This is a genomic window from Aeromonas sp. TS_SC_11 (assembly GCF_057318915.1).
This window is the reverse complement of record NZ_CM170470.1, coordinates 3,245,412-3,259,113: the sequence shown is the minus strand read 5'-3', so window position 1 is coordinate 3,259,113 and position 13,702 is coordinate 3,245,412. Positions and strand designations below refer to the sequence as shown.

9 protein-coding genes are annotated in these 13,702 nt (G+C 58.5%); 3 read left to right on the top strand and 6 right to left on the bottom strand.

The window, feature by feature from the left end; genetic code table 11:
* Window positions 1–209 precede the first annotated feature (209 nt).
* The 3 genes from ycaO to pflB all read left to right on the top strand — a co-directional run bounded on the left by ycaO (window position 210) and on the right by pflB (window position 5,528).
* On the top strand, window positions 210–1,970 hold the full coding sequence (gene ycaO, locus AC1P02_RS15180; protein WP_485182585.1) for a 30S ribosomal protein S12 methylthiotransferase accessory factor YcaO: 1,761 nt from the start codon (window positions 210–212) through the stop codon (window positions 1,968–1,970).
* 381 nt (window positions 1,971–2,351) lie between these two features.
* On the top strand, window positions 2,352–3,200 hold the full coding sequence (gene focA / locus AC1P02_RS15175; RefSeq protein ID WP_005310913.1) for a formate transporter FocA: 849 nt from the start codon (window positions 2,352–2,354) through the stop codon (window positions 3,198–3,200).
* Between the two features lie 45 nt (window positions 3,201–3,245).
* Window positions 3,246–5,528: a formate C-acetyltransferase gene (pflB, locus tag AC1P02_RS15170; protein ID WP_005310911.1), complete on the top strand. Its 2,283-nt coding sequence runs from the start codon at window positions 3,246–3,248 to the stop codon at window positions 5,526–5,528.
* 402 nt (window positions 5,529–5,930) lie between these two features.
* On the opposite strand, the gene AC1P02_RS15165 is transcribed toward pflB, so the two are convergent.
* The 6 genes from AC1P02_RS15165 to AC1P02_RS15140 all read right to left on the bottom strand — a co-directional run bounded on the left by AC1P02_RS15165 (window position 5,931) and on the right by AC1P02_RS15140 (window position 13,641).
* Complete coding sequence (locus AC1P02_RS15165) at window positions 5,931–6,368, bottom strand: YcgN family cysteine cluster protein (protein WP_043556903.1); 438 nt, start codon at window positions 6,366–6,368, stop codon at window positions 5,931–5,933.
* Between the two features lie 246 nt (window positions 6,369–6,614).
* The gene (gene sucD / locus AC1P02_RS15160) at window positions 6,615–7,487 is read right to left on the bottom strand and encodes a succinate--CoA ligase subunit alpha (RefSeq protein ID WP_005310908.1); all 873 of its coding nucleotides are present in this window, start codon (window positions 7,485–7,487) and stop codon (window positions 6,615–6,617) included.
* Window positions 7,487–8,653, bottom strand: coding sequence for an ADP-forming succinate--CoA ligase subunit beta (gene sucC / locus AC1P02_RS15155; RefSeq protein WP_005310904.1), 1,167 nt, complete (start codon window positions 8,651–8,653; stop codon window positions 7,487–7,489). The genes sucD and sucC overlap by 1 nt, the downstream gene beginning before the upstream one ends.
* A gap of 120 nt (window positions 8,654–8,773) precedes the next feature.
* Window positions 8,774–9,958: a 2-oxoglutarate dehydrogenase complex dihydrolipoyllysine-residue succinyltransferase gene (gene odhB / locus AC1P02_RS15150; protein ID WP_096119637.1), complete on the bottom strand. Its 1,185-nt coding sequence runs from the start codon at window positions 9,956–9,958 to the stop codon at window positions 8,774–8,776.
* A 33-nt stretch (window positions 9,959–9,991) separates the two neighbouring features.
* A complete protein-coding gene (gene sucA / locus AC1P02_RS15145) occupies window positions 9,992–12,802 on the bottom strand; it encodes a 2-oxoglutarate dehydrogenase E1 component (protein WP_201302943.1) in 2,811 nt (936 codons plus the stop codon).
* A gap of 122 nt (window positions 12,803–12,924) precedes the next feature.
* Window positions 12,925–13,641: a succinate dehydrogenase iron-sulfur subunit gene (locus AC1P02_RS15140; RefSeq protein ID WP_005310899.1), complete on the bottom strand. Its 717-nt coding sequence runs from the start codon at window positions 13,639–13,641 to the stop codon at window positions 12,925–12,927.
* Window positions 13,642–13,702: the final 61 nt, after the last annotated feature.

Sequence of the window (13,702 nt, the reverse complement as noted above, 5' to 3'; positions counted from 1 at the left end):
GCGCAATATTCTGTGCCGTTCGCTGCAATATCCGCCAGCCCGCCGCTGCCTTGGCCGCCAAGCGGGTATCCCCCAGCTTCTTGCGCAAGGTTGGCGCGGGATCAACACAGGGGCTCCCGGGTTCCAATCCTGTTTTTTGCCTGCCAAACGGGCTGACCCCTGCTATTATCTGCGGCCAAACATGAGCCAATAAAAATCAGGATATTGTGATGACCGACCACACTTTTATTCCCGGCAAGGACGCGGCACTGGAAGACTCCATCGACCGTTTCCAGACCAAGCTGCAAGCCCTGGGGTTTGATATTGAAGAGGCCTCCTGGCTCAACCCTGTGCCCAACGTCTGGTCCGTACACATCCGGGACAAGGAGTGCGCCCTCTGTTTCACCAACGGCAAGGGTGCCAGCAAGAAGGCGGCCCTCGCCTCGGCCCTTGGCGAATATTTCGAACGCCTCTCCACCAACTACTTCTTCGCCGACTTCTATCTGGGCGAGCAGGTGGCGAACGGTGATTTCGTTCACTACCCGAACGAGAAGTGGTTCCCCATCGAGGGTGACCAGTTCCCGGCCGGTCTGCTCGACCCCTTCACTCGCAAGTTCTACAACCCGGACGGTGAAGTGACCGCCGACATGCTGGTGGATCTGCAGTCGAACAACGAGGAGCGCGGCATCGTCGCCCTGCCCTTCGAGCGTCAGTCTGACCACGAGACCGTCTATATCCCGATGAACATCATCGGCAACCTCTATGTTTCCAACGGCATGAGCGCCGGCAACACCCGCACCGAGGCGCGCACTCAGGCGCTCTCCGAGGTGTTCGAGCGCCACGTGAAGAACAAGATCATCGCCGAGGCCCTGAGCCTGCCGCTGATCCCGAGTGAGGTGATTGCCCGTTACCCCGGGATTGCCGCCTCCATCGCCGCACTCGAGGCCGAAGGCTTCCCCATCTACAGCTTCGATGCCTCCCTGGGCGGCCGCTATCCGGTCATCTGCGTGGTGCTGCTCAATCCGAGCAATGGCACCTGCTTTGCCTCCTTCGGCGCCCACCCGCGCTTCGAAGTGGCCTTCGAGCGTACCGTCACCGAGCTGCTGCAAGGCCGTGGTTTGAAGGATCTGGACGTGTTCGTGCCGCCGTCATTCGACAATGAGCAGGTGGCGGATCACCATAATCTGGAAACCCACTTCATCGACTCCTCAGGCCTCATCAGCTGGGATCTGTTCAAGCAGGATACGGATTTCGAGTTTGCTGACTGGGATTTCCGCGGCACCTCCCAGGAGGAGTTCGACCACCTGATCGGCATCTTCCACGAGCTGGAGCAGCCGGTCTACATCGCCGACTATGAGCATCTGGGCGTCTACGCCTGCCGCATCCTGGTGCCGGGCATGTCCGACATCTATCCGGCCGAAGACTTGCTGCTGGCCAACAACAACATGGGCGCCAACCTGCGGGAAGTGATCCTGGCGCTGCCGTCCCTGGAGTGGGATGCAGAGCAGTACATGGCGTTGTTCGATCAACTGGACGAAGAAGGGCATGACGAGCGTACCCGGGTGCGCGAGCTGCTCGGCATCGCCGCCGCCAAGGGCACAGCCCTGCATACCCTGCGGGTGGGCGAGCTCAAAGCCATGCTGGCGTTGGCCGCCGGCGAGCTGGAGACGGCGCTGGATCTCATCGACTGGACCATGGAGTTCAACCAGTCCGTGTTCCCGGCTGATCGCGCCAACTATTACCGTGCGCTGCGCGCCTGTGTCGAGCTGTTCATCGACGAGGAGCGTGATCCTGAGCAGTACCGCGCCGTCTTTACCCGCATGTACGGGAAAGAGACCCTGGCCCATGCCTGGGCCAACGCTCGCGGTGAAGCCCGCTTCCACGGACTGGAGGCGGCGGATCTGTCACTCGCCCAGTTCCCGCTGCACCAGAAGCTGCTGGCCGCTTACGAGAAACTGCAAAAAGCCAAACGAGCCCATAGCTGGGCCTGATGTGATAGTCTGTTGAAGGGGCCTTGATGGCCCCTTCTGTTATATGGCGTCCTGGCGAGGGGATTGTTATTCAAAGATGAAATAAAAAACAAAAAATACCCCTAAGGGGATTGCCAGCCAAGGGGGCATGATGCGGAACGGATGCAAAGATGCCTTACCAGTGCCTGTTTTATGGCTTGACAAAGAAATTCTTTAAAATCATTGCATTAAAAAAGCACCATTTCTGTTTCAGCTGAAACCTGGTGTAAAGAACGGCTTCCAGAGGACTCAAATATTTGTAGTAAAATTACATTCACAATCTGCAATTCTTGATCGGAGTCAATTTTGACGATCTGGCCCTTTGTTATGATTTCCACAGGCAAAACAGCAGGTACATGAGAATTGAAAGCAGAATCTCCCTTTGATTGTCTCAAGCCAGAAGCCATCGCAGCATTGGCAGAAGACATCACCTATGCCAAGGCTACCAAGCCTGCACACAAGGTCATCCCCCTTGCCATCACAGCAGGCGCTTTCATCGCCATCGCGTTTGTCTTTTTCATCACTGTCACCACGGGTGCCGGCGATGTGGCCTGGGGCCTAAGCAAACTGGTCGGCGGCCTCTGTTTCTCCCTCGGTCTTATTCTGTGTGTGCTGCTCGGCGCCGAGCTGTTCACCTCCACGACCCTGACGCTGGTGGCCAAGGCTGCCAACCGCATCACCTGGGGTCAACTGCTCAAGAACTGGGGGCTGGTCTACTTCGGCAACCTCATCGGCGGTCTCATCATAGTCGCGCTCATCATCATGTCGGCCGAGTACACGGCGGCAAATGGCCAATGGGGCCTCAATGCCCTGAAAGTGGCCCAGCACAAGATCCACCACACCTTCTTCGAGGCCCTCGCCCTCGGTATTCTCTGCAACCTCATGGTGTGTCTCGCCGTGTGGATGGCCTTCGGTGCCCGCAGTGCAACCGACAAGGTGATGGTCATGCTGCTCCCGGTGGCCATGTTCGTGGCATCCGGTTTCGAGCACAGCATCGCAAACATGTTTATGATCCCGGTCGGTATCGCTATCCATAGCGTCGCAGGCCCGGAATTTTGGCAGGCCATCGGCCAGGATCCGGCGACCTTTGCCGATCTGACCGTATCCAACTTCGTCCTACACAACCTCATTCCTGTCACCATAGGTAATATCATTGGTGGTGGCGTCATGGTTGGTCTGACTTACTGGTTTATCTTCCGTCGTCATCATTAAGGATGATTGCGGGATACTACATCAATACCGTGTGAGGTAATGAAAATGGCAGAACTTAACGAACAGTTCCAAAAAGCATGGGAAGGCTTCGCGGCCGGTGAATGGCAGACCTCTGTCAACACCCGTGACTTCATCCAGAAGAACTACACCCCGTATGAAGGTGACGAGTCCTTCCTGGCTGGCGCGACCGAAGCTACCACCAAGCTGTGGGACAAGGTCATGGAAGGCATCAAGATCGAGAACCGCACCCATGCGCCGGTCGATTTTGATACCGACCTGCCCTCCACCATTACCGCTCACGATGCCGGCTATATCGATCAGAGCCTGGAGCAAATTGTAGGTCTGCAGACCGACAAGCCGCTCAAGCGCGCCATCATCGCCAACGGCGGTATCAAGATGGTCAAGACCTCTTGCGAAGTGTACGGTCGTCAACTTGACCCCATGGTCGAGAAGATCTTCACCGAGTACCGCAAGACTCACAACCAGGGCGTGTTCGACGTTTACACCAAGGACATCCTGAACTGCCGCAAGTCCGGCGTCATCACCGGTCTGCCGGATGCCTACGGTCGTGGTCGTATCATCGGTGACTACCGTCGCGTTGCCCTGTACGGCATCGACTTCCTGATGGCCGACAAACTGGCCCAGTTCAAGTCCCTGCAAGCTGATCTGGAAAACGGCGTCAACCTGGAAGCCACCATCCGTCTGCGCGAAGAGATCTCCGAGCAGCACCGTGCTCTGGCACAGATGAAGGTCATGGCTGCCAAATACGGCTGCGATATCTCAGTACCGGCCAAGAACGCCAAAGAAGCCGTACAGTGGACCTACTTCGCCTATCTGGCGGCAGTCAAGTCCCAGAACGGCGCCGCCATGTCCTTCGGTCGTACCTCCAGCTTCCTGGACGTCTACATCGAACGTGACCTGAAAAAAGGCGTGCTCACCGAGCAAGAAGCCCAGGAGCTGATGGACCACATGGTCATGAAGCTGCGTATGGTTCGCTTCCTGCGTACTCCCGAATACGATTCACTGTTCTCCGGCGACCCCATGTGGGCAACCGAGACCCTGGCTGGTATGGGCGTCGATGGCCGTACCCTGGTCACCAAGAACAGCTTCCGTATGCTGAACACCCTGTACACCATGGGCCCGTCCCCTGAGCCGAACCTGACCATACTGTGGTCCGAGCAGCTGCCAATCGGGTTCAAGAAGTACTGCGCCAAGGTATCTATCGAGACCTCTTCCGTTCAGTACGAGAACGACGATCTGATGCGTCCGGACTTCAACAACGATGACTATGCCATCGCTTGCTGCGTGTCCCCGATGATCGTCGGCAAACAGATGCAGTTCTTCGGTGCCCGTGCCAACCTGGCCAAGACCATGCTGTATGCAATCAACGGCGGTATGGACGAGAAACTCAAAATCCAGATCGGTCCCAAAACCGAAATGGTCAAAAGCGAGTACCTCGACTACAACGACGTGATGGATCGTCTGGATCACTTCATGGACTGGCTGGCCAAGCAGTACGTGGCTGCTCTGAACATCATCCACTACATGCACGACAAGTACAGCTACGAAGCCTCCCTGATGGCGCTGCACGACCGTGATGTCTATCGCACCATGGCTTGCGGCATCGCCGGTCTGTCTGTTGCGGCTGACTCCCTGTCTGCCATCAAGTACGCCAAGGTCAAGCCGGTTCGTGACGAAGATGGCGTTGCCATCGACTTCGAAATCGACGGCGAATACCCGCAGTTCGGTAACAACGACGCTCGCGTCGATGACATCGCCTGTGACCTGGTTGAACGCTTCATGAAGAAAATTCAGAAGCTGAACACCTACCGTGGCGCCGTGGCGACCCAGTCCGTACTGACCATCACCTCCAACGTCGTGTATGGCAAGAAGACCGGTAACACCCCGGATGGTCGTCGCTCAGGCGCGCCGTTTGGCCCGGGTGCCAACCCGATGCACGGTCGTGACCAGAAGGGTGCCGTTGCTTCCCTGACGTCCGTTGCCAAGCTGCCGTTCGCTTACGCCAAAGATGGTATCTCCTATACCTTCTCCATCGTGCCGAACGCCCTGGGTAAAGACATGGAATCCCAGAAAGCCAACCTGGCTGGCCTGATGGACGGTTACTTCCATCACGAGTCCAACCTGGAAGGTGGTCAGCACCTGAACGTGAACGTGATGAACCGTGAAATGCTGCTGGACGCCATGGAAAACCCGGAGAAATATCCGCAGTTGACCATCCGTGTATCCGGTTATGCCGTTCGCTTCAACTCTTTGACCAAAGAGCAACAGCAAGACGTCATCACCCGTACCTTCACCGCTTCTCTGTAATCGCTTATTGGTAAGCAAGAGTCGCAGTGACTAAAAACCGGCGCCCAGGCGCCGGTTTTTTTATCTCTGCTTGCCAGCAGGCATCAACTCGAACGGAATATGGCAGCCTTCTCCTTCCACCCGGAAGTGACTGGGATGGATTCTTCCCTCACCCTCCTGCCCGTCTCTTCCCTCTTTTCAGTGATGCGAAAAGCCGCAACGAGCGCCATCGACTGGCCACCAGAGCCCCGGCACAGTGCACTCGGTTCCCTCTCCCGCAAGGGAGGACCAAGGTGAGGCAAAGCCTGTGTATTGCTCGCTGCAAGCCGCCAGATAGCAGCAGGGGCAGAAGAGTATGACTCCCCTGCCCCTGCGGCATATCAACAGCACTGTGGACCGGATAACGGCTTGGCTGGCCTGGGTTCAACTCGCCCAGGTGATGATGTGATCGATCCACTCACCGGCATGGGCTTCGTGTATCACCTTGCCGCGCACCGACTGACCCGCCTGATGCATGGCAGAGCGACTGCCGGTGATCAGCGGATGCCATTCGGGCAGGGTCTGCCCCTCGGCCAGCAACCGGTAGGCACAGGTCGAGGGTAGCCAGTCATACTCGGCAATCTTGTCATGGGTGATCTGCAGGCAGTCCGGCTCTTTTTTAAAGCGGTTGCCGTAGTCGGAGCACTGGCAGGTCTTGGTATTGAGCAGATCGCAGGCGACGTTGGTGAACACCAGTTCGTCGGTGTCCTCATCGATCAGCTTGTTCAGGCAGCACTTGCCGCAGCCATCGCACAGGGATTCCCACTCCGCATCCGTCATCTGCTGCAGGGGCTTTTCCTGCCAAAAAGGAGTTGGCTGCATTTTCTCGACTTGCTGCATGGAAGGGGCTCGCTAAATAGACCAGTAAAGCGCGTGGTTATACGCCTTATGGCCCGACTTTTCAAGGTGGGCGGCGGTCTGCGGTAAGCGTTGGGCTTCGCAGGCTCAGCCACAATCTACAAAGCAGAAAATAATGTAGGTCGGTTCGAAGTGAAGTCTAACGTTTATCAGCCATAAAAAATGCCGCCCAAAGGCGGCATTTTTATCAGAGATAACAGGCTAACTAACTTACCAGCCGGTTACTTCACGCAGGGCCTTGCCGATATCGGCCAGGGAACGCACGGTTTTTACGCCGGCATCTTCCAGGGCGGCAAATTTCTCTGCTGCCGTGCCCTTGCCGCCGGCGATGATGGCGCCCGCATGACCCATGCGCTTGCCAGCCGGGGCTGTGACGCCCGCTATGTAGGAGACCACCGGCTTGGTGACGTGGGCCTTGATGTAGGCAGCCGCTTCTTCCTCGGCGCTGCCGCCGATCTCGCCGATCATCACTATGGCTTCGGTCTTGGGATCGTTCTGGAACATCTCCAGGATGTCGATGAAGTTGGAGCCTGGGATGGGGTCGCCACCGATACCGACGCAGGTGGACTGGCCGAAGCCCTCGTCCGTGGTCTGCTTGACCGCTTCGTAGGTCAGGGTGCCGGAGCGGGAGACGATACCTACCTTGCCCGGCTTGTGAATGTGGCCCGGCATGATGCCGATCTTGCACTCACCCGGGGTGATCACACCCGGGCAGTTCGGGCCTATCATGCGCACGCCCGTTTCCTGCAGCTTCACCTTGACCTCGAGCATGTCCAGGGTCGGGATGCCTTCGGTGATGGTAACGATGAGCTTGATGCCCGCATCGATGGCTTCCAGGATGGCGTCCTTGCAGAAGGGCGCTGGCACATAGATGACGGAAGCGGTGGCGCCTGTGGTTTCAACCGCATCACGCACGGTATTGAACACCGGCAGGCCCAGGTGGGTGGTGCCACCCTTGCCTGGCGACACGCCGCCGACCATCTGGGTACCGTAGGCAATCGCCTGTTCGGAGTGGAAGGTACCCTGACCGCCGGTGAAGCCCTGGCAGATCACCTTGGTGTCTTTGTTGATCAGAACGCTCATTATTTGGCCTCCGCTGCTTTAACCACTTGCTGAGCTGCGTCAGTCAGACTCGTTGCAGCGATGATATTGAGGCCGCTGTCGGCCAGTTTACGGGCACCCAGTTCGGCATTGTTGCCTTCCAGACGCACTACCACGGGCACCTTGACCCCCACTTCCTTGACCGCGCCGATAATGCCTTCCGCGATCATGTCGCAGCGCACTATGCCGCCGAAAATGTTGACCAGCACGGCCTGCACCTTGCTGTCGGAGAGGATGATCTTGAACGCCTCGGTCACACGCTCCTTGGTGGCGCCGCCGCCGACGTCCAGGAAGTTGGCCGGTGAGCCGCCGTGCAGATTGACGATGTCCATGGTGCCCATGGCCAGACCCGCGCCGTTGACCATGCAGCCGATGTTGCCATCGAGCGCCACATAGTTCAGCTCCCACTGGGCGGCGTGCGCTTCACGGGGGTCATCCTGGGAGGGATCGTGCATCTCGCGCAGCTTGGGCTGGCGATACAGGGCGTTGGCATCGATGTTGATCTTGCCGTCGAGGCAATGCAGGTTGCCCTGAGCCGTGATCACCAGCGGATTGATTTCCAGCAGCGCGAAGTCGCAATCCAGGAACATCTGGCCCAGACCCATGAAGATCTTGGTGAACTGCTTGATCTGATCGCCGACCAGACCCAGCTTGAAGGCCAGCTCGCGGGCCTGATAGGCCTGCGGGCCCACCAGGGGATCGATGGCGGCTTTGTGAATGAGTTCCGGGGTTTCGTGGGCAATCTTTTCAATATCCACGCCACCTTCGGTAGAGGCCATGAAGACCACGCGACGGCTGCCACGATCGACCACGGCGCCCAGATAGAGCTCCTTGGCGATGTCGGTGCAGGATTCCACCAGGATCTTGGTCACCGGCTGACCGTTGGCGTCAGTCTGATAGGTCACCAGATTCTTGCCGAGCCAGTTCTGGGCAAAGGCGCGGATCTCGTCCTTGCTCTTGGCCAGCTTGACGCCGCCCGCTTTACCGCGGCCACCCGCGTGGACCTGGCACTTGACGACCCAGGTGGTGCCGCCAATTTTATCGGCCGCTTCGGCCGCTTCCTGCGGGGTTGCACAGGCATAACCTTCGGAGACCGGCAGGCCATACTCGGCAAACAGCTTTTTTGCCTGATATTCATGCAGATTCATAGATGCTCTATCCGTGTTGTAGGTATTTCCGTCCGGGGCTCGTGTTTCTCAATCCCCTGTGAAGGGGGCCTCAAGGGCCCCTTGTTATCTTTCTAATTCGCTCAGAATTTTGCTGATTGCCTAGACATCCAGCAGCAGACGGGTCGGGTCTTCCAGCAACTCCTTGATGGAGACCAGGAAGCCCACCGACTCACGACCGTCGACGATGCGGTGATCATAAGAGAGGGCCAGGTACATCATCGGCAGGATCTCGACCTTGCCGTCCACCGCCATGGGTCTGTCCTGGATCTTGTGCATCCCCAGGATGGCGCTCTGGGGCGGGTTGATGATGGGGGTGGACATCAGGGAGCCGAACACACCACCGTTGGTGATGGTGAAGTTGCCGCCAGTCAGTTCATCCACGGTCAGCTTGCCGTCACGGCCCTTGCCAGCCAAGTCTTTGATGGCCTTCTCGATGTCGGCCAGGCTCATGTTGTCGCAATCGCGAAGCACAGGGGTCACCAACCCGCGTGGGGTAGAAACGGCGATGCTGACGTCGAAATAGTTGTGGTAAACGATGTCGTCACCGTCCAGCCCGGCGTTCACTTCCGGGTAGCGTTTCAGGGACTCCACCACCGCCTTGACGTAGAAGGACATGAAGCCGAGCTTGATGCCGTGCTTCTTCTCGAAGATCTCGCCGTACTGCTTGCGCAGCTTCATGATGGGCGCCATGTTGATCTCGTTGAAAGTGGTCAGCATGGCAGTGGTGTTTTTGGCTTCCAGCAGACGCTCGGCAATACGCTTGCGCAGACGAGTCATGGGCACGCGCTTCTCGGTGCGACCCACCAGTGGCGCTACTGCTGCCACGGGCGCAGCAGCGACCGGTGCGGCGGCAGGTTTGTTGCCACCCTTGATGAAGGCTTCCACATCTTCCTTGGTGACGCGACCGCCCTTGCCGGTGCCGGTCAGCTTGGTCACGTCGATGCTGTGTTCAGCCACCAGGCGGCGTACCGAGGGGCTCAGGCCATCGGCGCCGTCATCGGCAACCGCTTCCACCGGCTTCTCTTTGGTCTCTTCACCGGCCACGGGAGCCGGCTTGAGCATGGCGATCAGCTGGCGGGACAACACGGTCGCCCCTTCCGCTTGCAGGATGTCACCCAGAATACCGGCTTCCGGCGCGGGGACTTCCAGCACGACTTTATCGGTTTCGATGTCAACCAGTACTTCGTCACGGGCAACCAGATCACCCGGTTTCTTGTGCCAGGTGGCGATGGTGGCGTCCGCCACTGATTCCGGCAGGTCCGGTACCTTGATCTCGATAGTCATGTAATCAGTTCCTTGTTACTTCTTGTTCAGGGCTTAGGCCAGAGTAAGGGCGTCTTCCACCAGGGCTTTCTGCTGCTTGGTATGGACCGACATATAACCGACGGCGGGTGAGGCCGAGGCCGGGCGACCGGCATAACGCAGACGGGCACCGCTTGGCAGCACGCCATCGTAGTGATGACGGGTGCAGTACCAGGCGCCCTGGTTCTGCGGCTCTTCCTGACACCAGACGAAATCGGTGACATGGGCGTAATCGGCCAGAATGGCGCGCACTTCCGCTTCAGGGAAGGGATAGAGCTGTTCGATACGCACCAGCGCCACGTCCTGCTGTTCGGCCTTGCGACGGGCATCGAGCAGGTCGTAGTAAACCTTGCCTGAGCAGAACACCACGCGCTTGACCGCTTTCGGATCCAGAGCATCGATCTCGCCGATGGCATTCTGGAAGGTGCCTTCGGCCAGCTCTTCGAGCTTGCTCACCGCCAGCGGATGGCGCAGCAGGGATTTGGGCGACATCACGATCAGCGGACGGCGCATGGGGCGCACCACCTGACGACGCAGCATGTGGAATACCTGAGCCGGGTTGGACGGTACGCATACCTGCATGTTGTGCTCTGCGCACATCTGCAGATAACGTTCCAGCCGCGCGGAGGAGTGCTCAGGCCCCTGCCCTTCGTAACCGTGGGGCAGCAGCATGGTCAGACCGCACATGCGGCCCCACTTCTGCTCACCGGAGGAGAGGAACTGGTCGATCACCACCTGGGCGCCGTTGGCAAAATCGCCAAACTGGGCTTCCCAGATGGTGAGACCGGCCGGCTCGGCGCTGGCATAACCATATTCAAACGCCAGTACCGCCTCTTCGGACAAGACGGAGTCGAAAACTTCGAATGGACCCTGTTCATCGTGGATGTTGCACAGCGGCGTGTAGGTGCTGGCATCGTTCTGGTTGTGCAGCACGGCGTGGCGGTGGAAGAAAGTACCACGGCCCGAGTCCTGCCCCGTGATGCGGATGCGGGCACCCTTGTCCACCAGGGTGGCGTAAGCCAGGGTCTCGGCAAAACCCCAATCCAGCAGCTTCTCGCCCGCAGCCATCAGACGGCGGTCTTCGTAAATCTTCTCGACCTGACGCTGCAGCGTGTGGGCAGCCGGATACTGGCTGATGCGCTCACCCAGTGACTTGAGGTGATCCATCGCCACAGTGCTGTCATAGTGCATGGCCCAGTCGTGACCCAGATACGGGGTCCAGTCGACGGAATGCAGCTCCATCGGACGCCACTCCTTGACCACGCGCTCCCCCTTGTCCAGGGCATCGCGATAGTCGTTGACCTGGGTGGTGGCCAGCTCCTGGCTGATGCTGCCTTCGGCTACCAGCTGATCGGCGTAGATCTTGCGCGGAGTCGGGTGCTGCTTGATCTTCTGGTACATCAAGGGCTGGGTCGCGCTCGGCTCGTCCGCCTCGTTGTGACCGTGACGACGGTAGCAGACCAGCTCGATCACCACGTCGCGCTTGAAGGTATTGCGGTAATCCAGCGCAATCTGGGTCACCAGCACAACGGCTTCAGGATCATCACCGTTGACGTGCAGCACGGGGGCCTGCACCGCCTTGGCGATGTCGGTGCAATATTCGGTGGAGCGCACGTCACGCATGTTGGAGGTGGTGAAACCGACCTGGTTGTTGATGACGATGCGCACAGTCCCGCCCACGCCATAGGCACGGGTCTGGGACATGTTGAAGGTCTCGGCAACCACACCCTGACCGGCGATGGCCGAATCGCCGTGAATGGTGATGGGCAGGACGCTGGAGCCATCCTTGTCGCCACGTCTGTCCATCCGCGCACGGACGGAACCGATGACAACCGGGTTGACGATCTCGAGGTGAGACGGGTTGAAGGCGAGCGCCAGGTGAACGTTGCCGCCCGGGGTGGCGAAATCGGAGGAGAAGCCCATGTGGTACTTCACATCCCCTGTGCCCCAGGACTCGCCATGCTTGCCGGCGAACTCGTCGAACAGCTCTTGTGCCCGCTTGCCAAGCACGTTGATCAGCACGTTCAGGCGGCCACGGTGGGCCATGCCGATGACGGCCTCTTTGCAACCTTGCTCACCGGCGCGACGGATCAACTCCTTGAGCATGGGCACCATGGCATCGCCCCCTTCCAGGGAGAAACGCTTGGCACCAGGGAACTTGGCACCCAGGTATTTTTCCAGCCCTTCGGCAGCGGTCAGGCTCTCGAGAAAACGGGTCTTCTCTTCGAGGCTGTAGTTGCCCTTGGCCTCGATGGATTCGAGTCTGTCCTGCAGCCAGCGTTTCTCCTCGGTAGAGGTGAGGTGCATGTAATCGGCACCTATGCTGCTGCAGTAGGTTTTCTTGAGCGAGGCGTAGAGATCGGAGAGCACCATGGTCTCGCGACCGATGGCATAGGAGCCGACATTGAAGGTGGCCTCCATGTCTGCGCCCTGCAGGTTGTGGAAAGCAGGATCCAGTTCGGCAACGGTTTCACGGGTCCAGAGACCAAGGGGATCCAGATTGGCATTCTGGTGACCGCGGAAACGGAAGGCGTTGATCAGTTGCAGCACGCGCACCTGTTTCGCATCCACTTGCGGATCGGAGACGGGGGCACTGTAACGGGAGGGATCCTTGGCCAGACGACGGAAATAATCGCGGACTCGGGAGTGAGGTTGTTCAACCGCGTGGCCATTGACCTGGGGCAGCTCGCTAAACAGGCTGCGCCACTCTTCGGCTACGGATTCAGGGTCTTCCAGGAAGGATTCGTACAAATCCTCAATATAGCTTGCATTCGCACCAGCCAGGTGAGATGACTCCAACCAGGCCTTCATCACGCCGTTATGCATTTCTATCCCTTGTACATCTTGTTCACTGCAGCGCAGCTTGTAGGGTTTAAATAGCCATCCAGCCATGGGGTCGGATGGCTATCCAGAGGTCGGGCCTGGCGCGTGACGCCCTGGCCCTGATACTAAACAGCCCGATTGAGCAGCATCGACTTGATCTGACCGATGGCTTTGGTCGGGTTCAAGCCCTTGGGACAGACGTTCACGCAGTTCATGATGCCGTGGCAACGGAACACGCTGAAGGCGTCATCCAGGTTACCCAGTCGTTCGGTGGCGGCGGTGTCGCGGCTGTCAGCCAACCAGCGGTAGGCTGCGAGCAGACCGGCCGGGCCGATGAACTTGTCCGGGTTCCACCAGAAGGAGGGGCAAGAGGTGGAGCAGCAAGCACAGAGAATACACTCGTACAGGCCATCCAGCTTGGCGCGCTCTTCGGGGGATTGCAGGTGCTCACGCACGGGCGGCAATTTTTCATCGTTGATGAGGAAGGGTTTGACCTTCTCCCACTGGGTGTAGAACTGGGTCATGTCGATCACCAGATCGCGGATCACCGGCAGGCCAGGCAAGGGGCGGATAACGACGTTATTGCCCTTCTTCAGCAGATCGGAGAGCGGGGTGATGCAGGCAAGACCATTCTTGCCATTCATGTTGAGACCGTCTGATCCACAGACTCCTTCGCGGCATGAGCGGCGGAAGGCGAGAGTGGGATCCAGCTCTTTCAACTGGATCAGTGCGTCGAGCACCATCATGTCGGAACCTTCAGGAATATCAAGACGATATTCCTTCATATAGGGGACGTTATCAACATCCGGATTGTATCTGTAGACAGAGAATGTGACGTTCATGTTGTTTGGCTCCGCAATCGTTAAGTCCGCACCTTGGAGAAGAGAGATGGGAATGCCTCCC

Excerpts from the sequence above, each read along its gene's own strand:
- ycaO (WP_485182585.1), top strand. The coding sequence starts at position 210 with ATGACCGACCACACTTTTATTCCCGGCAAGGACGCGGCACTGGAAGAC.
- pflB (WP_005310911.1), top strand. The coding sequence starts at position 3,246 with ATGGCAGAACTTAACGAACAGTTCCAAAAAGCATGGGAAGGCTTCGCG.
- AC1P02_RS15165 (WP_043556903.1), bottom strand. The coding sequence starts at position 6,368 with ATGCAGCCAACTCCTTTTTGGCAGGAAAAGCCCCTGCAGCAGATGACG.
- sucD (WP_005310908.1), bottom strand. The coding sequence starts at position 7,487 with ATGAGCGTTCTGATCAACAAAGACACCAAGGTGATCTGCCAGGGCTTC.
- sucC (WP_005310904.1), bottom strand. The coding sequence starts at position 8,653 with ATGAATCTGCATGAATATCAGGCAAAAAAGCTGTTTGCCGAGTATGGC.
- odhB (WP_096119637.1), bottom strand. The coding sequence starts at position 9,958 with ATGACTATCGAGATCAAGGTACCGGACCTGCCGGAATCAGTGGCGGAC.
- sucA (WP_201302943.1), bottom strand. The coding sequence starts at position 12,802 with ATGCATAACGGCGTGATGAAGGCCTGGTTGGAGTCATCTCACCTGGCT.
- AC1P02_RS15140 (WP_005310899.1), bottom strand. The coding sequence starts at position 13,641 with ATGAACGTCACATTCTCTGTCTACAGATACAATCCGGATGTTGATAAC.